We start from the raw sequence: 15983 nt of genomic DNA, 5'->3' as shown, positions 1-15983 counted from the left end.
TGCTCCGATGATCGTCGCGGACCGGGTCTGCAAGAACTTCGGCGCGCTGCAGGTGCTCAAGGGCGTGTCCCTCGAGGTGGGCCGCGGCGAGGTGCTGTGCCTGATCGGGCCGTCCGGCTCGGGCAAGTCCACCTTCCTGCGCTGCATCAATCACCTGGAACAAGTGAACGCGGGCCGGCTCTACGTCGACGGCGAGATCGTGGGCTACCGGGAGAAGAACGGCAAACTCTACGAGATGCACCCGCGCGACGCGGCCAAGCAGCGCCGCGAGATCGGCATGGTGTTCCAGCACTTCAACCTGTTCCCGCACCGGACCGCGCTGGAGAACGTCATCGAGGCGCCCACCCAGGTGAAGAAGCTGCGCAAGGCCGACGCGGTGACCAGGGCGCGGGAACTGCTGGACCGGGTCGGCTTGGCGGACAAGGCGAACGCCTACCCGGCGCAGCTGTCCGGCGGTCAGCAGCAGCGGGTGGCGATCGCCCGTGCGCTGGCCATGGACCCCAAGCTCATGCTGTTCGACGAGCCGACCTCCGCGCTGGATCCGGAGCTGGTCGGGGAGGTCCTCACGGTCATGCGGGAACTCGCCCGCTCGGGCATGACGATGGTCGTGGTGACCCACGAGATGGGCTTCGCCCGCGAGGTCGCCGATCAGCTGGTCTTCATGGACGGCGGCGTGGTCGTGGAAGCGGGAGCGCCCCGGGAGCTACTGGCCGATCCGCGGCACGAGCGCACCAAGGCGTTCCTCTCGCGCCTGCTCTGAGCCGGCTCACGCGTCGGCACGCAGGGCGAGGCGCAGCTGCCCGAGCAGCACTTTGGCCGCCGGGCTCGCGGGACGGTCGGTGCGCCAGGCCAGCGCCAGGCGCCCGCGCAGCTCCGGCTCGACGATGCGGACGGTCCGCACGCCGAAAGCCGCGGCCTCCTCGGCGGTGAGTTCGGGTACGACGGCGACGCCGAGACCGCGTGCGGCGAGGCGCAGCAGCAGAGCCGGTGCCGCCGCCTCGTAGGCGATCCCGGGCTCGAATCCGGCCGCCGCGCAGGCTCGCTCGAAGACGCCGCGGATGCCGGTGCCCGGCGTGAGGCAGATCAGTGGGCGATCCCGCAGCGCGGTGAGCGCGACCTCGGCGCCGTAGCCGGGGTCCGCCGCTGCCACCGCCGCCACCACCGCCGTCTCCAGCACCACGTCGATGCCGATGGCCGGATCGAGTTCCGCGCCGGTCATCCCGATCAGGGCCATATCCAGCTCACCGCGGCCGAGCGCGGCGAGCATCCGCTCGGAGGTGTCCTCGGTCAGGCTGATACCGATCTGCGGGTGGTCGTGGTGGAAATCGGCGAGCACGGCGGCGACGTCGAATTCCTCGACCGCCGCCCCGGAGATCAGCCCGATCCGCACCTGGCCGCGCAGCAAGCCGGTGAACTCGTGCACCGTGTGCGTGATCCGCTCGGTGGCGGCCAGCGCCGCCCGCGCGTGCGGGAGGACGGCCGCGCCGACCTCGGTCGGAGTGACCGCGCGACCGCCACGGTCCAGGAGTGGGTGGCCGAGTTCGCGTTCCAATTGCCGGATCTGCGCGCTGAGCCCGGGCTGGGCCAAGTGCAGCCGTGCCGCCGCGCGAGTGAAGCTCGCCTCCTGGGCGACCGCGACGAAGTAGCGCAGCTGTCGCAATTCCATAAGCAACCATTATAGGAATAAGAAGAACTATCTGTTTTACTTCTTCCCACCCGTGCAGCAGGGTCGAAGTCATGGGAAACGACGCCGCAGAAGCCAAGGAAAACGCCGTCATCTTCGCCGGCCCGGTCTTCCGTCCGGGCGACGAGGGTTATGACGCGGAGATCGCCGGCTTCCAGACCGCCTACACGCACCGGCCCGAGGTGATCGTCGGCGCCGTACACGCCGAGGATGTGCGCGCCGCCGTGGAGTACGCCGCGCGCCGCGAACTGCCGATCGCGGTGCAGGCCACCGGCCACGGCCTGTCCGTCGCCACGGACGGCGGCGTGCTGATCAGCACCCGGCGGATGACCGGCATCCGGATCGATCCGGCCCGCCGGACCGCGTACGTCGGCGCTGGGGTCCGCGCGGGCGCGCTGGTCGAGGCCGCGGCCGAGCACGGGCTCGCGCCGTTGAACGGTTCGTCGCCGTCGGTCGGTGTGGTGGGCTATCTGCTCGGCGGGGGAGTCGGGCTGCTCGCGCGCCGGTTCGGGTACGCGGCCGAGTACGTGCGGACGATCGAGCTGGTCACCGCCGACGGCCGGGTGCGCACGCTGACACCGGAGGACGAACTGTTCGGCGCCGTTCTGGGCAGCGGAGGCAACTTCGGCGTGGTGACGGCGCTGGAGGTCGGGCTGGTCCCGGTCACGACGGTCTACGGCGGACAACTCGTGTTCGACACGCCGCTGGTCGAGCGGGCGCTGCACGCGTGGCGGCGCTGGACCGCGACCGTGCCGGAAGAATTGACCTCGACGGTGAGCATGCTCGCCTTCCCGGACCTCCCGCAGGTACCCGCACCGTTGCGCGGGCGGTACGTGGCCTCGATCCGCATCGCGTACAGCGGTCCCGCCGAGGAAGGCGAACGGCTGGTCGCACCGCTGCGAGCGGTCGGGGAACGACTGAAGGACGACCTGCGCGCGATGCCGTACACCGAGTCGCACACCATTCACAGCGACCCCGACCATCCGCATGCCTACGCTGCCACCAACGCACTGCTCGGCGAGTTCACCGAGGAGACGGCTGCGGCGTTGCTCGAGGTCGCGGGGCCGGAATCCGGCGCCGGAGCGGTTGTCGACGTCCGTCACCTCGGTGGCGCGCTGGCTCGTGCGAGCGACGCCGGAATCGCGGTGGACCATCGCGAAGCCGCCTACGTCGTGCGGATCATCACGGGCCCGGATGGCGCCGCGGCCCGAGCCGGCATCCGGGCCGCGCTGACGCCGTGGACGCTGGGCCACAGCCTCAATTTCCTCTACGGCGCGGGCGCCGACGCGGACGAGGCGCAGACCCGCGCGGGTTATCGGCCGGACACCTACGCCCGGCTGGCCGTGCTCAAGGCCCGGCACGATCCGCGCAACCTGTTCCGCTTCAACCGCAACATCCGGCCGCACGCCGGGTGATCTCCCGCCGCCGCGCCTGGTGTGGCGCGGCGGCGTCATGGTATCTTCGTGATATCACTTTGATATTCGGAGGATGTCATGCAGTTTCGACCCGCGTTCCACGTCAACGGTTTCCTCGTGCTGCTGGGGTGGTTCGTGCTCACCCTCTTGTTCGGCGGCGCGGCGGTGCTCGGCTTAGTCGCGAGCGCCCGGCACGACAACGCCTTCGCCGTGGTCGGCGCGGTGGCGGCGATCGTCGTGGTCGTCGTCTTGCTGCTGGCGGCGACCGGATTGACCGTGGTCAACCCGAACGAGGCCAAAGTGGTGCAATTCTTCGGCCGCTACATCGGCTCGGTGAGCGAGCCGGGTCTCTTCTCGGTGCTCCCGCTGACCGACCGCAAGAGCATCTCGCTGCGCGTGCGGAACTTCGAGACCCAGAAGCTCAAGGTCAACGACGCCGACGGCAACCCGGTGGAGATCGCCGCGGTGGTCGTCTACCGGGTGGTGGACAGCTTCAAGGCCGCCTTCGCCGTCGACGACTACGAGGAGTACGTCGAGACCCAGTCCGAGGCCGCCGTCCGGCACCTCGCCACGACGCATCCCTACGACGCGCACGAAGCGGACCGCACCAGCCTGCGCGACGGCGCCGAAGTGGCCGAGGAGCTGACCGTCGAACTGCGTGACCGCACCGAGATGGCGGGTATCGAAGTGCTGGAGGCGCGGATCACCCACCTCGCCTACGCGCCCGAGATCGCCCAGGCCATGCTGGTCCGCCAGCAGGCCGCCCAGGTGGTCGCCGCGCGGACCCGGATCGTCGAGGGCGCCGTCGGCATGGTCGGCCTGGCGCTGGAGCGGCTCGCCCAGCAGGGCGTGGTGGAACTGGACGAGGAACGCAAGGCGGCGATGGTGTCGAACCTGCTCGTCGTGCTGTGCGGTGATCGCGCCACCCAGCCCGTCGTCAACGCCGGTTCGCTGTACTCGTGAGGCGGGCGGCCCATGGCTGAGCGCAAGAAACTGCTGCTACGCCTGGACCCGGCCGTCCACGACGCCATCGCGAAGTGGGCGGCCGACGACCTGCGCAGTATCAACGCCCAGATCGAGTACGCGCTCCGTCTGGCGCTGGAGCAGGCCGGGCGCAAACCGAAGTCGCAGTGACACGACCTCGATACCGATCAGAGATGGTGCCCCGGCCCCATGGCGCGAAGACTGGCTAGGTGTCAGCGACTGTCCTGCTGTCCGCACCGAAAGGGGCAATCACCGAAAGGGGCGGCAATCACCGAAAGGGGCAATCACCGAAAGGGGCGGCAATCACCGAAAGGGGCAATGATGACCACGATTGTGCACATCGACGACACCGTGCGCGACTACGACACGTGGAAGCCGGCGTTCGACGGTCTCGAGCAGTACTTCGCGGAGGCGGGAGCCCGCAACTGCCGCGTGGCGCGATTCACGCACAACCCCAACCGGGTGGTCGTCGAACTCGACTTCGACACCGCGGCGGAGGCCGAGGCCTTCCGGGACGGTTTGCGCCAGCTCATCGACCTGCCGAGGACGCAGATGCTGCTGGTCAGCCACGAGGTCTCCATCCTCGAACTGGTCGACGACCGCCGCCTCACCGTCCGGGCTTCCTCGTGACGAAGATCGCGGTGCCGGGGAACAGCTCGCCGCGCAGCGGGCTCCACTGTCCCCATTCCCGGTCGAGCCATTCCGGCCATTCCGGCTCGACGATGTCCTCCACCACCAGTCCCGCCGCGACGATCTCCCGGACCCGGTCGCCGATCGTCCGGTGGTGCTCGACGTAGGTGGGCACGTCGTCGCCGTCGACCTCCACGTACGGGGTGCGGTCGAAGTACGGGATGGTGGCGGTCAGTCCCGCCGGACCGGGATCGTCCGGGAAGATCCAGCGCATCGGGTGGTTCACCGAGAAGACCCAGCGCCCGCCCGGCCGCAGCACCCGCCCCACCTCCCGCATCACCAGCGCGGAATCGGCGACGAACGGCACGGCGCCGAATGCCGAGCAGGCCAGATCGAACGACGCGTCCGCGAACGGAAGAGCCTCGGCGTCCGCCTGCACCAGCGGCACTCGAGGGCCGCCGCGCGCCATCACCGCCAGGCCCCGCTCGAGCATGCCCCGCGACAGGTCGAGCCCGACCGGCCGCGCGCCCTGCCCGGCCAGCCAGCGAGCGCACGGGGCGGAGCCGCAGCCGATCTCCAGCACCAGCTTGCCGGTGACGTCGCCGAGGAATCGCATATCGCCCTCGTGCAGGCCCTCCGGGCACCACACGAACTCGCCGCCGGGGGAGTCCACGCCGAGGAACTCCGCGTGCGTCTCGTGGTATTGGGCGGCGTCGGCGTCCCACCACCGCCGGCTGGCCAGCTTGCTGGCCGCCGATCCGATCCGGGTCCGCGCGATCCCCGTCGTTCCGAGCAGTGCGTTTGCTTGCGCATGGCGATCTTCCGACACGCCGATCAGACTATCGGCGTGGCGACCCGACGGTTTGCCCGCCCGGACCGAGGTCGCGTACGCTGAACGCGCGAGTGTCTTCCGTACAACCGTACCGAAGTTCAACCCGTGCTGAGTTTCACGCGCGTCGCGTGCGGTACGTTCCTAAGTGTCCGTCTTCACACCTCGCGGTGAGATCGCAGCGTACCGAAAGTTCCAATGTCCGCAACCGACCACAATCCGTCCGGAGCAAACCGACATATGCCCACCACCGTCACCTCGCCGCAGGTAGCCGTCAACGACATCGGCTCCGCCGAGGATTTCCTCGCCGCCATCGACGCCACGATCAAGTACTTCAACGACGGCGACATCGTCGAAGGAACCATCGTCAAGGTCGATCGCGACGAGGTCCTGCTCGACATCGGTTACAAGACCGAAGGCGTCATCCCCTCTCGCGAACTCTCCATCAAGCACGACGTCGACCCCAATGAGGTCGTTTCCGTGGGCGATGAGGTCGAGGCCCTTGTTCTCACGAAGGAGGACAAGGAAGGCCGCCTGATCCTGTCGAAGAAGCGGGCGCAGTACGAGCGTGCGTGGGGCACCATCGAGGAGCTCAAGGAGAAGGACGAGGCCGTCAAGGGCACCGTCATCGAGGTCGTCAAGGGCGGCCTGATCCTCGACATCGGCCTGCGCGGCTTCCTGCCCGCGTCGTTGGTCGAGATGCGCCGGGTCCGCGATCTCCAGCCGTACGTCGGCAAGGAGATCGAGGCCAAGATCATCGAGCTGGACAAGAACCGCAACAACGTCGTGCTTTCCCGCCGCGCGTGGCTGGAGCAGACCCAGTCCGAGGTCCGCAGCGAGTTCCTGCACCAGCTGCAGAAGGGCCAGGTCCGCAAGGGTGTGGTCTCCTCGATCGTCAACTTCGGCGCCTTCGTCGACCTGGGCGGCGTGGACGGTCTGGTGCACGTCTCCGAGCTGTCCTGGAAGCACATCGACCACCCGTCCGAGGTCGTCGAGGTCGGCAACGAGGTCACCGTCGAGGTGCTCGACGTCGATCTGGATCGCGAGCGCGTGTCGCTGTCGCTCAAGGCGACCCAGGAAGACCCGTGGCGTCAGTTCGCCCGCACCCACGCGATCGGCCAGATCGTGCCGGGCAAGGTCACCAAGCTCGTTCCGTTCGGCGCGTTCGTCCGCGTCGAGGAGGGCATCGAGGGCCTGGTGCACATCTCCGAGCTGGCCGAGCGCCACGTCGAGGTGCCGGACCAGGTCGTGGCCGTCGGCGACGACGCGATGGTCAAGGTCATCGACATCGACCTGGAGCGTCGCCGGATCTCGCTGAGCCTCAAGCAGGCCAACGAGGACTACCACGCCGAGTTCGACCCGTCGAAGTACGGCATGGCCGACAGCTACGACGAGCAGGGAAACTACATCTTCCCCGAGGGCTTCGATCCCGACACCAACGAGTGGCTCGAGGGCTTCGACAAGCAGCGCGAAGAGTGGGAAGGCCGCTACGCCGAGGCGGAGCGTCGCCACAAGATGCACACCGCGCAGATGGAGAAGATGGCGGCCGACGCCGCGGCCGAGGCCGCGAACGGCGGCGGCGCGTCGAACTACTCCTCCGAGAGCGGTTCGCAGTCCTCCGCCAACCAGGCCGAGTCCGCCGGCGGTTCGCTGGCGAGCGACGCCCAGCTGGCGGCTCTGCGTGAGAAGCTGTCCGGCAACGCCTGATCGGCAACAGTACGAACGACTGTGCCCCAACCGGATTCCGGTTGGGGCACAGTCGTTTCGCTGCTTCGTCAGACGATCTCGCGGCGCGAGGGTTTCGTGGTGCCGCGTTTGACTTGTGGCACGTGGGCGGGCCGCCGCGCCGCCTCGTGCGGCGCAACCATCTGCGCGGTGGTGAGCGCGACGACCTGAATTTGCTCCAGCCGCAACCCGAGCGAGGCCAGCCGGGCGATGACGCCCAACCGATGCTCCGGCAATCCGGGGCGGATCACCAGCGGATCCCGCTCCGGACGACGCAACACGTAGGCCCGGCGTTCAGCGTCGAACCGCACGGGTACGCCGTCGCGGATGGCCCGGTAAGCATCCAGATCCAGCGTGCTGTGCCGGATCGGGTCGATCATCAGCGACTCGACGAATTGCTCCGCCTGCCGCAGAAACGGCTCTTGGTCCGACGGGTCCAAGTGCTCGATCCGCTGGGCCACGCGCCACCGATAATCCTCCGCGGCGTGGCGCAGTAGAGTCCGGTGCCGCTCGATCTCGGCCGCGAAGGCCACGAGCTCTTCGTGGTCCACGGCGCGTCGGTCGGGCGTCGAAGCTTGGACGTCGGGCATGGGGACCTCTATCTCTCGGGTTGCGGATTACATTGCGTGGCAACCAGATCGACGTCCGACACTGTCTATTGTGCCGCAGGGGTCCGACAGAAACGGCGTGTACGACCCGTCCGCTCAGTAGCCGACGGTGAAGCGGCGCTGCACGAAACGCGGCAGTTCGGCTTCATCGAGGATCGCGACGGCCACGTCTTCGGCTGAGATGTCCGGGCCTCCGACCAAAAGCTGATCACCGCCGATCCGGAAGCGGCCTGTGCGCTCGCCGGGATTGATTCGCCCCGAGGAGGGGCTCAGGTAGGTCCACTTGCGGTTGGACAGCCGGTAGATGTTCAAGGCGTCGCGTAACGCGCGCACCACCTGGGCGTACTCCGCGGGGACGTCGAGGACTTCGGTGAGGGTGCGAGTGAATTGCGCACCGGTGTCCAGCAATTGCGTGCCCGGCGTGACCTCCAAGCTGCCCGCCCCGCCCACGGCGATCAGCCGGACGCGCGGCTGCCGGTCGAGCGCGGCGACCATCGCCCGCGCGCCCACCACGAAGTTGTCGGCCGAGGCGATGGTGCCGGCGATGCCGTGCCCGGCGTTCACCGCGCTCACGACCACGTCGAGACCGGCGATGGCGTCCGCGATGCTGCCTGCGTCCAGCCAGTCGGCCACCGCCCACGTCTCCGCTCCGCGTCGGACGGGGAAGCGCGCCGCATCACGCGTGAAGGCGGTGACCCGATGCCCCCGCCGCAGTGCGGCGCGCGATGCCGTGGCGATGGAGGATCCGGCCGGGCGCATCATGGCTTGGGCCGAGGCTGTGCGCGCGTGGGCGGTGCAGCGGCCCGCCGAATTCCGGCTCATCTACGGGGATCCGGTCGCCGGCTATCGGCCCCCGCCGGGCGGGCCGGCCGCCGCGGCCGAATTGCGGGCGTGCACCGGCTTGGTCGGCCTCGCGGCCGCCGCGTGGCCACACGCCGCGGCGACACAAGCCGTCGACGACTGCGTGTGGTCCGACTTCGACGCGGATCTGGCCGCACATGTTCGCTCGGGCTTTCCGGAGTTGCCGCCCGATGCACTCGCCCTCGCGCTGCGTATGTGGGGCGGCATGCACGGGCCGATCGCGCTCGAGGTGTACGGCCATCTGCGCCCGCAATCCCAGGACCCGGCAAAGCTTTTCCGCGCCGAAATGCGCGACCTGGTCCGCTCGCTCGGGCTTTGAGTGAACCCGCGGGTGCAGGCGGGTCCGCGGAGCCTCCGAAGTGGCTCTCCACGAGAGCCGGTGACCTAGCGGACCTGCGGTGCCGTCGCGAGTGACTCCGGCTCGGTGGGGCCATGTGCGATGTCGTGAAAAGCGTTCCGCAGCAAAGCGATGATCCGTTGCGGCGGCGCGTCGCGCAGCCCGTCGAGTTCGAGCAGGTGGCGGCCGATCACCACACCGATGGTCAGGGCTCCGAGCAACCCGGCGCGCAGGTCCGCCTCGTCGTCGTCGAGCTGCCCCGCCGCTTCGCGCTGGCGCGCGGTCATGGCCGCGCGCACCTCGTCGGCGGCCTCCGGGACGGTGAGCATCGAGCGGATCGCCGCCAGGGTGTTGACCGGCCGGTCGGCGAGTTTGATAGCGAGCGCGTCGAGCAGGAGCTCGGCCACCTGCTCCGGCGTACCGGTGATCGGGTGGTCGTCGGCGAAGACCGCGACGCGCGCGAACAGATTCTCCTTGGACCCGAAATAGCGCATCACCAGGCTGGGATCGGTGTCCGCCTCCATCGCGACGGCACGGATGGTCGTCCGGTCGTATCCGATCTCCGCGAACAGCCGGCCAGCCGCCGCCAGGATCCGGTTCTCGGTGTTCCGGCGTTGCTGAGCGCGCGTGGGGATCGAATCCATGAATTCAGTCTACGTGTGTTGACTCAATAGTCGCGCGGCGGTAGGTTTCGGTCTACAAATGTTGACTGAACTGGAAAGTGAGGTGGTTCCGATGTGGTCCACCGTCGCCCTGTCGCTGGTCGCCGGGATCCTCGGGGTGAACGCCGTTCCGCACTTCGTGAAAGGCATGATGGGGGAGGAGTTCCCGAACGTGACGGGTAATGCGCCGGTCCGCAACGCCGTGGCCGGATTCCTCGGGCTGCTGCTGACGGCGATGATCGCGTCCTGGGCCGACCTGCCGACTCATCCGTGGGCCGGCGCTGTGGGGATCGGCCTGGGCGGTCTGAGCATGGCGATCTTCCACGGACTGGGCGGGGCCTACCGGCTCAACACCGCCTTGGGTCTGCCGAATCCTCCTCGTCAGCTGCACTCAACTGCGGCGTGATCCGAGATTCGCGCCGGTGGCGCACCTTCGACGAGGCTTCCCGTGGATGCCTCGTCGTCGGTCTCTCCGCCCTCGGGCGAACATTCGGCGTCTCGAGGGCGCGGAAGCACCGGGTCGGCGCCGGGGCGGTACCGGCTCCGGCTGTGATGCCGACTCCGACGAGCAGCGCCGCCAGGGCGAGAATCGCCGAGCCGGCTTCGAACGCGAGTCGGAAACCCTGAGTGAGGGCGGCCTCGACGGGCGTCCCCGACGCCAGCGACGCGGTGCTCCGGTGAATCGCGAGGGTGCTGAGCAACCCCAGTCCGAAGGCGCCGCCGAGTTGTTGGGTGGTGGTCACCAGTCCGGAGGCCAGACCGGTGATGTCCTCGTGGGTTTCGCCGACAGCGGCGATGGTGATCGATACGAACGCCAAGCCCATGCCGAATCCGGCCGCCAGCATGCCCGGCAGTAGCTCCAGGTATCCATCGGTCGGTGACAGGCGCGACAGCGCGAGCATGCCGAGGCCGCAGGCGACCATGGCGGTGGTAAGTACCGTGCGGACGCCCAGGCGTGGGGTCAGGGTCGTCGAGGTCGCGAAGCCCGCGATCACCAACGCGCAGAACGGCAGCCACGCCGCGCCGGTGCGTGCCGGGGTGTAGTGCATGACCTGCTGCAGATGGAGGGTGAGGAAGAACAGCATCGACAGGATCGCCGAGCAGAACATGACATTGGCCGTATTGGCGACGGCGCGATCGCGATCCCGGAAGAACGACAGGGGTACCAGCGGTGATTCGTGGCGCCGTTCGCGCACGACGAACGCGATCAACAGCAGCAGGCCTGCACCCAGGCGCAACGCCGTCGTTGGCCAGGCGGTCCGGCCGCTGTCGATCAGCCCGAGGTCGAAGGCCGCGACAGCGCCGGTGATCAGGGCCGCGCCGAGCCCGTCGACGCGCGGCCTGCCTCCGGTCGTGCGTGCCTCCGGGGTGACCAGCCGGGGGATCGCGACCAGTGCGACCAGCGCGATCGGCACATTGATCAAGAAGCACCAGCGCCAGCTCGCGTACTGTGTGATGACGCCGGAGAGCATCACGCCGAGCGTGGCGGCCAGGCCGCCGAGGCCGGCCCAGATACCCAGGGCGCGACTGCGTGCTCGCGGATCGGTGAACAGCCCCGCGACGATGCTGAGCGCCGCCGGACTGGCGAGTGCGCCTCCGATGCCCTGCCCCGCACGGCTCGCGACGAGCATGACCTCGTTCTGGGCGAGACCTGTGGTCAGGGACGAGGCCGCGAAGACGGTAACGCCCACGAGGAAGACGCGTCTGCCGCCGAACAGATCGGCGCACCGGCCGCCGAGGATGAGGAAACCCCCGAACAGCAGGAGGTAGGCGTTGACGACCCAGGTCAGCGCGCCCTCGGACATGCCGAGCGAGCGCTGGATCGTGGGAAGCGCGACGTTCACCACGGTGTCGTCGAGGTTCAGCATCATCTGGACCGTGCACAGCAGGGTCAACGCCGAATTGGCCGTCGGTATCGTGCGCGGCGCGATAGTCGGAGCGGTCATACTGTCCTCTTATTGGTGGTGTACCACTAATGTCTGCGCCATCATGGCATCAGCACATACTGGTGGTCAACCACCAATTGTTTCGGCTCTGGGTAGGCTGGGCGAGTGAGCGAACACCGGGAGACGCCGAGCACGGCGGAGTTGGTCGACGTGCTGCAGCGTGCGGTCGGCTTGGTGCGCACGCATTTCGCTGCCGCCACAGCACGTTTGGGCGTGACTCCGGCGCAGGCGAGAGCCTTGGGGCGATTGGCGACGCCGCTGACGCCGAAAGATCTGTCCCTCCAGTTGGGTGCCGACCTGTCGAATACCGCGAGCGTGGTGGATCGCCTGGAGGCGCTGGGCTTGGTGCGCAAAGAGATTCACCCGTCCGATCGCCGTGCGCGCCTGTTGACGCTCACCGACCGGGGGGAGGAACTGCGGAAGACGCTCGACCGGGAGGTGTTCGGCGATGTTCCCGCGCTGGCTGTGCTCGACGAGGCGGAGCGCAAGCAGTTGTACGGGCTGCTACGACGTGTGACGACCGGCTGAGCCGGTCGGTCTGGGCGCCGCCGGGCGGTCACTGGAGGAGAAGCGTCCCGGCTTCCAGCCGCCGAGTGGTGAGGAAATGAGCTCAGATCGGTGGCCGTGTCCAGAAATTTGCCGTCATCGGTGTATGCCGGGCTCCCCGACGACTCGGCAGCGCGTGCTCGTATGCGGGATGCGAAACATGGCACATCGAAATGGCGAACGGGGATGCGGCTGTCTCGCGGTCTTTCGCGCGGTATCGCGATTAGCGAGAAAATCGTCCCGGGGGTGCGGGAACTATCTCGCCCGCGGCGATTGTCGTCCGAAATGGAATCGAGCGCCCGCGCAGTCCGGCCACCGTGGCGGCACCCCGCGTGCTCATCGCTCGGTCATGGGAATTCTTCGGTGATATTTCGCCGGCCGACGAACGGTGATGTCGGACGGTGCTCTGCTTCATTCCCGACCGTGCTCCGGGCACGCAAAACAGTGGCCCAGCCTTGGCGAGAGGCTGGGCCACTTCGAACTCGGGTTCAGCTTGCGGTTGCAGGTACCCACCGGACCGCGGGTGCGGCCGGACGGTTCCGCATGGCAGCGAAACTGTGCCGCGCGGGACTGATGAACGCGGTGAACCAAGAGCGGCGGTGCTCGGCGAGCGCCGCCGCGACAGCGGGGATGTGAATGCAGTGCACTCGCCCCGCCATGCCCAGGCGGTGGCGACCCGTCTGGTTGATTCTGGTGCCCAATGGTGTTCCTTTGCTTCGCTGGTGTCGGCCTGGATCGCCACGGCGAAGATTAGCGGAACGAAACTGCGCGGCAGAGTATTTTGCCCGACTAATTGCCTCGGCGTGTCGGAAAGTCGTCGCGGCCGAACCGTAAACATCCGGAATTGTTGCGAATCGGTCTCGGCGCAGTCACGGATCGGGCAAATGGCGCCATCCGTGGTGGAATGCGCGAGCCCATCGGGTAATCGACCGGACCGGCGGTCTCCGCGGGCTCGTTACCCGTCGGGGCCGGATCGGGGCGGCGGATGCTCGGGCGTGCGCCGGATGCGAGACTGGTCGAATGTTACGAATCGGCCTCACCGGAGGCATGGGCGCGGGGAAGTCGACGGTGGCTCGGGCACTCGCCGACCTGGGCGCGGTGGTCATCGACTCCGACCTGATCGCCCGGGAGGTGGTCGAACCGGGCACCGAAGGGCTGGGCGCTCTGGTCGAGGCGTTCGGTGCCGACATTCTCGCCGCGGACGGCAGCCTCGACCGGCCTGCCCTGGCGGCCAAGGCATTCGGTGACGACGCGGCGCGCGCGCAACTGAATTCGATCACCCACCCGCTTGTGGGAAAGCGCACCGCGGAATTGATCGCGGCCGCGCCCGCGGACGCCATTGTCGTGCAGGATATTCCGCTTCTGGTGGAGAACGGTCTCGCGCCGTTGATGAATCTCGTGCTCATCGTCGACGTCGACGCCGAAACACGTATTCGCCGCCTCGTGGAATTCCGTGGCGTCGCCGAAGCCGATGCGCGGGCGCGTATCTCGGCGCAGGCCACCGATGAACAGCGCCGAGCCGTTGCCGATGTGTTGCTGGACAACAGTGGCGCGCCCGGGAAGGTCGAGGCCGAGGTGCGCAGGCTGTGGGCCGAGCGGTTGGTGCCGTTCGAACGGAACCTGCGTGCCGGAACACCCGCCCGCCGCGACGGCATCCGGCTCGTGCCGGCCGATCCGGCCTGGCCCGCGCAGGCGCTGCGGCTGATCGCCCGTCTGTGGGTGGCCTGCGGCAGCGCCGCGTCGCGCATCGACCACGTCGGGTCCACCTCGGTGCCGGGGCTGCCCGCCAAGGACGTGATCGATCTGCAGATCACGGTTACCGATATGAATGCCGCCGACGGTTTGCGCGACGCCCTCGGCGCGGCCGGATTCCCGGTGCGGCCGGAGGCCACCCAGGACAATCCCAAGCCGACACCGCGGGACCCCGCGGGCGTCGATACCGCGCTGTGGACCAAACGTTTCCATCAGAACGCCGACCCGGGCCGTTTGGCGAACGTACACGTGCGTGCCGAGGGCTCGCCCGGGCAGCAGTACGCGCTGCTGCTGCGGGATTGGCTGCGCGCGGACGACGAGGCGCGCGCGGAGTATCTCGCCGTCAAGCGCGAGGGCGAAGCCGCGGCGGCGGGGTTGACGGGCGCGGCGGCGACCGCCGCCTACCTCGACGTCAAGGAGCCGTGGTTCGACGCCGCCTATCCCAGGGCTCTTGCTTGGCGGGATTCGTCGGCGTCCTAGCCGCCTGCGAGTGTCCGAGCCGGGCGGGCAGCGTCCTACCGCGGAGCGGGCACCGGAGCTACAGCCAGGTCAAGGTGATGTCCATGGTCTCCAGCCAGCCCTCGAGGGTGTGGCCGTTGGCGGCGATGCCGTCGATGGCGGCGGTCGCGTGCTGCACGGCGGCCTCGGCGTCGGCGAGCGTGATCAGCCCGGCCGCGTGCGCGGCGATCAGCTCGTCGACGTCGAGCAGCTGGGTGTCGCGCGAGGAGCGCACGATGATGTCGAGATAGTGATCGACGGCCTTCCACTTCTTCGGGGCGACCGCCGTGAAATCACCGACGTCGAGGTAGTAGTCCTGGTCGCGCCGATGCGCCGGAAGGTAGTGGAAGACCGTCGCGCGCAGGTGCAGCTTCGGCAGCAGCCAGGACTCGATGTAGTGGAACTGCGGATGGTCCGACGTGCGCGCCATGTACAGGCCCCACGGCTCGACGCGGTACTTCTCGACCGGGCGCACGAAGCCTTTCGGATCCGTGTTCGTCAGATCCGCGATGTTGAAGTACTCGACCTTCGGGCGGTGCACGTCGACGGTAGGTGCCTGCGTCATGTATCAAGAATCTACCGTCGCGCTCGACCCGTCGAGTCGATGCAGTGATCGGCGGGCTACATCCAGGTGAGCGTGATGCCGTGGGTGGCCAGCCACTCCTCCACGCAGTGATCGTGCGCGGCCAGCCCGTCCAGCACCGCCGTGGCCCGTTCGAACGCCCGGTGCGCCTGTGCCGTGTCGACCAGCCCGGCGGCATGCGAGGCCAGCAGCTCGTCGACCCCGAGGAGTTCGGCGGTGTGGCGCGGGCGCACAGCGATGTCGAGGTAGTGGTCGACGGCCTTCCAGCGCTTCGGGCCGACCCGGGTGAACTCCCCGATGTCGAGGCGATAGACGCGTTCGCGATGGTGTGCCGGGTTGGTCCGCGTCAGCGTCGCGCGCAACGAGAGTTCCGGCAGCAACCAGGATTCGAGGTAGTGCGAATCCGGGCCGGCGACCGGGCGTGCCATGTACAGGCCCCACGGCTCGACGTGGAAACGCTCGACCGGGCGGACGAAGCCCTTGGCATCGGTATTGGTGAGTTCGGCCAGATTGAAGAATTCCACCCTGGGCCGGTGTGGCGCCGGGGCGGTCGCGTCGAGTGGCCCCGGTGGCGCTGCCGGTGTGGCGCCGCCGACGGAGGGAACCACCGCGCGGATGTCTCTGGCGACGTACCCGGCGAGGCCGGTCACGGCCGGCATGGCAACGAGCAATGGAATCAGACCGCTCATGGCTCTTGTCCTCACGTCCGAACAACCAGATCAGGTTACACCTGGCGCGGGGTCACCGCGCGGTTCGCGATAAGGTGTTCTCGAACACGAAACCTATTGCGGCAACGGACATTTCGGACATGTAACCGAATGCGCCGAGCGGTCTCGGCCCGGTTGTGAGGACGCCGGCGCGCCGGGCGTCCACGCGTCCGCTTCGGATAACCCCGTGCCACCGTGAGTGATCGGGATTCTGCG

The 15983-nt window shown here is 68.4% G+C and carries 18 protein-coding genes; 10 read left to right on the top strand and 8 right to left on the bottom strand.

All coding sequences use genetic code 11. From position 1 onward, the window contains the following. Positions 1–7: 7 nt before the first annotated feature. Entirely contained in the window at positions 8–760 is a 753-nt protein-coding gene (locus tag NA8_RS12255) for an amino acid ABC transporter ATP-binding protein (protein ID WP_063050595.1), read from the top strand. Between the two features lie 6 nt (positions 761–766). On the opposite strand, the gene NA8_RS12250 is transcribed toward NA8_RS12255, so the two are convergent. After that, positions 767–1666, bottom strand: a complete 900-nt coding sequence (locus NA8_RS12250) for a LysR family transcriptional regulator (RefSeq protein ID WP_063050507.1) — start codon at positions 1664–1666, stop codon at positions 767–769. A gap of 71 nt (positions 1667–1737) precedes the next feature. Here NA8_RS12250 and NA8_RS12245 point away from each other — a divergent pair, with 71 nt between their 5' ends. From NA8_RS12245 to NA8_RS12235, 4 genes are all read left to right on the top strand, one after another. Beyond that, positions 1738–3099 carry an FAD-binding oxidoreductase gene (locus tag NA8_RS12245; protein ID WP_063050506.1) on the top strand — a complete coding sequence of 454 codons (1362 nt, stop codon included), beginning with the start codon at positions 1738–1740 and terminating at the stop codon, positions 3097–3099. Positions 3100–3177: 78 nt separating this feature from the next. Beyond that, the gene (locus tag NA8_RS12240) at positions 3178–4062 is read left to right on the top strand and encodes an SPFH domain-containing protein (RefSeq protein WP_063050505.1); all 885 of its coding nucleotides are present in this window, start codon (positions 3178–3180) and stop codon (positions 4060–4062) included. A 12-nt stretch (positions 4063–4074) separates the two neighbouring features. Further along, a complete protein-coding gene (locus NA8_RS34345; RefSeq protein ID WP_168434213.1) occupies positions 4075–4233 on the top strand; it encodes a type II toxin-antitoxin system antitoxin in 159 nt (52 codons plus the stop codon). 171 nt (positions 4234–4404) lie between these two features. After that, the gene (locus tag NA8_RS12235) at positions 4405–4713 is read left to right on the top strand and encodes a hypothetical protein (protein ID WP_157106660.1); all 309 of its coding nucleotides are present in this window, start codon (positions 4405–4407) and stop codon (positions 4711–4713) included. Here the strand turns inward: NA8_RS12235 and NA8_RS12230 are convergent. Next, positions 4691–5542 (bottom strand): class I SAM-dependent methyltransferase, encoded by an 852-nt coding sequence (locus tag NA8_RS12230; RefSeq protein ID WP_063050503.1) that lies wholly within the window; start codon positions 5540–5542, stop codon positions 4691–4693. The genes NA8_RS12235 and NA8_RS12230 overlap by 23 nt on opposite strands. A 240-nt stretch (positions 5543–5782) precedes the next feature. Here NA8_RS12230 and rpsA point away from each other — a divergent pair, with 240 nt between their 5' ends. Then, the gene (gene rpsA / locus NA8_RS12225) at positions 5783–7249 is read left to right on the top strand and encodes a 30S ribosomal protein S1 (protein WP_040866056.1); all 1467 of its coding nucleotides are present in this window, start codon (positions 5783–5785) and stop codon (positions 7247–7249) included. A gap of 68 nt (positions 7250–7317) precedes the next feature. Here the strand turns inward: rpsA and NA8_RS12220 are convergent, their stop codons facing one another. Both NA8_RS12220 and NA8_RS12215 read right to left on the bottom strand, forming a co-directional pair. Next, positions 7318–7857 (bottom strand): hypothetical protein, encoded by a 540-nt coding sequence (locus NA8_RS12220; protein ID WP_157106659.1) that lies wholly within the window; start codon positions 7855–7857, stop codon positions 7318–7320. 114 nt (positions 7858–7971) lie between these two features. Continuing rightward, positions 7972–8634, bottom strand: a complete 663-nt coding sequence (locus NA8_RS12215; protein ID WP_245663798.1) for an NAD(P)-dependent oxidoreductase — start codon at positions 8632–8634, stop codon at positions 7972–7974. Between NA8_RS12215 and NA8_RS12210 the strand changes: the two genes are divergently transcribed. Continuing rightward, positions 8612–9055 carry a TetR-like C-terminal domain-containing protein gene (locus tag NA8_RS12210; protein WP_245663792.1) on the top strand — a complete coding sequence of 148 codons (444 nt, stop codon included), beginning with the start codon at positions 8612–8614 and terminating at the stop codon, positions 9053–9055. The genes NA8_RS12215 and NA8_RS12210 overlap by 23 nt on opposite strands. A 65-nt stretch (positions 9056–9120) precedes the next feature. On the opposite strand, the gene NA8_RS12205 is transcribed toward NA8_RS12210, so the two are convergent. Then, positions 9121–9717, bottom strand: a complete 597-nt coding sequence (locus NA8_RS12205) for a TetR/AcrR family transcriptional regulator (protein ID WP_063050501.1) — start codon at positions 9715–9717, stop codon at positions 9121–9123. Between the two features lie 58 nt (positions 9718–9775). On the opposite strand from NA8_RS12205, the gene NA8_RS12200 reads away from it, so the two are divergent. Next, positions 9776–10141, top strand: a complete 366-nt coding sequence (locus NA8_RS12200) for a hypothetical protein (protein ID WP_218019441.1) — start codon at positions 9776–9778, stop codon at positions 10139–10141. Here the strand turns inward: NA8_RS12200 and NA8_RS12195 are convergent. After that, on the bottom strand, positions 10083–11681 hold the full coding sequence (locus NA8_RS12195; protein ID WP_084466726.1) for an MFS transporter: 1599 nt from the start codon (positions 11679–11681) through the stop codon (positions 10083–10085). The genes NA8_RS12200 and NA8_RS12195 overlap by 59 nt on opposite strands. Positions 11682–11786: 105 nt before the next feature. Here NA8_RS12195 and NA8_RS12190 point away from each other — a divergent pair, with 105 nt between their 5' ends. Together NA8_RS12190 and coaE are read left to right on the top strand one after the other, a co-directional pair. Beyond that, a complete protein-coding gene (locus tag NA8_RS12190; RefSeq protein WP_063050499.1) occupies positions 11787–12209 on the top strand; it encodes a MarR family winged helix-turn-helix transcriptional regulator in 423 nt (140 codons plus the stop codon). A 1038-nt stretch (positions 12210–13247) separates the two neighbouring features. Further along, positions 13248–14459 (top strand): dephospho-CoA kinase, encoded by a 1212-nt coding sequence (gene coaE / locus NA8_RS12185; RefSeq protein ID WP_063050498.1) that lies wholly within the window; start codon positions 13248–13250, stop codon positions 14457–14459. A 58-nt stretch (positions 14460–14517) separates the two neighbouring features. Here the strand turns inward: coaE and NA8_RS12180 are convergent, their stop codons facing one another. Next, positions 14518–15042, bottom strand: coding sequence for a ribonuclease FAU-1 family protein (locus NA8_RS12180; protein WP_063050497.1), 525 nt, complete (start codon positions 15040–15042; stop codon positions 14518–14520). 56 nt (positions 15043–15098) lie between these two features. Then, complete coding sequence (locus NA8_RS12175) at positions 15099–15749, bottom strand: ribonuclease FAU-1 family protein (protein WP_084466725.1); 651 nt, start codon at positions 15747–15749, stop codon at positions 15099–15101. Positions 15750–15983 lie beyond the last annotated feature (234 nt).

The sequence above is a fragment of the Nocardia arthritidis NBRC 100137 genome (assembly GCF_001612765.1).
Lineage (GTDB): Bacteria > Actinomycetota > Actinomycetes > Mycobacteriales > Mycobacteriaceae > Nocardia > Nocardia arthritidis.
Note: the sequence above shows the minus strand (reverse complement) of the source record. Positions and strands in the feature narration are given on the sequence as shown.

Bases quoted from the DNA above. Each gene is read 5' to 3' on its own strand.
- NA8_RS12255 (WP_063050595.1), top strand. From the start codon at position 8: ATGATCGTCGCGGACCGGGTCTGCAAGAACTTCGGCGCGCTGCAGGTG.
- NA8_RS12250 (WP_063050507.1), bottom strand. From the start codon at position 1,666: ATGGAATTGCGACAGCTGCGCTACTTCGTCGCGGTCGCCCAGGAGGCG.
- NA8_RS12245 (WP_063050506.1), top strand. From the start codon at position 1,738: ATGGGAAACGACGCCGCAGAAGCCAAGGAAAACGCCGTCATCTTCGCC.
- NA8_RS12240 (WP_063050505.1), top strand. From the start codon at position 3,178: ATGCAGTTTCGACCCGCGTTCCACGTCAACGGTTTCCTCGTGCTGCTG.
- NA8_RS34345 (WP_168434213.1), top strand. From the start codon at position 4,075: ATGGCTGAGCGCAAGAAACTGCTGCTACGCCTGGACCCGGCCGTCCAC.
- NA8_RS12235 (WP_157106660.1), top strand. From the start codon at position 4,405: ATGACCACGATTGTGCACATCGACGACACCGTGCGCGACTACGACACG.
- rpsA (WP_040866056.1), top strand. From the start codon at position 5,783: ATGCCCACCACCGTCACCTCGCCGCAGGTAGCCGTCAACGACATCGGC.
- NA8_RS12220 (WP_157106659.1), bottom strand. From the start codon at position 7,857: ATGCCCGACGTCCAAGCTTCGACGCCCGACCGACGCGCCGTGGACCAC.
- NA8_RS12210 (WP_245663792.1), top strand. From the start codon at position 8,612: ATGGAGGATCCGGCCGGGCGCATCATGGCTTGGGCCGAGGCTGTGCGC.
- NA8_RS12215 (WP_245663798.1), bottom strand. From the start codon at position 8,634: ATGCGCCCGGCCGGATCCTCCATCGCCACGGCATCGCGCGCCGCACTG.
- NA8_RS12205 (WP_063050501.1), bottom strand. From the start codon at position 9,717: ATGGATTCGATCCCCACGCGCGCTCAGCAACGCCGGAACACCGAGAAC.
- NA8_RS12200 (WP_218019441.1), top strand. From the start codon at position 9,776: ATGTTGACTGAACTGGAAAGTGAGGTGGTTCCGATGTGGTCCACCGTC.
- NA8_RS12195 (WP_084466726.1), bottom strand. From the start codon at position 11,681: ATGACCGCTCCGACTATCGCGCCGCGCACGATACCGACGGCCAATTCG.
- coaE (WP_063050498.1), top strand. From the start codon at position 13,248: ATGTTACGAATCGGCCTCACCGGAGGCATGGGCGCGGGGAAGTCGACG.
- NA8_RS12180 (WP_063050497.1), bottom strand. From the start codon at position 15,042: ATGACGCAGGCACCTACCGTCGACGTGCACCGCCCGAAGGTCGAGTAC.
- NA8_RS12175 (WP_084466725.1), bottom strand. From the start codon at position 15,749: ATGAGCGGTCTGATTCCATTGCTCGTTGCCATGCCGGCCGTGACCGGC.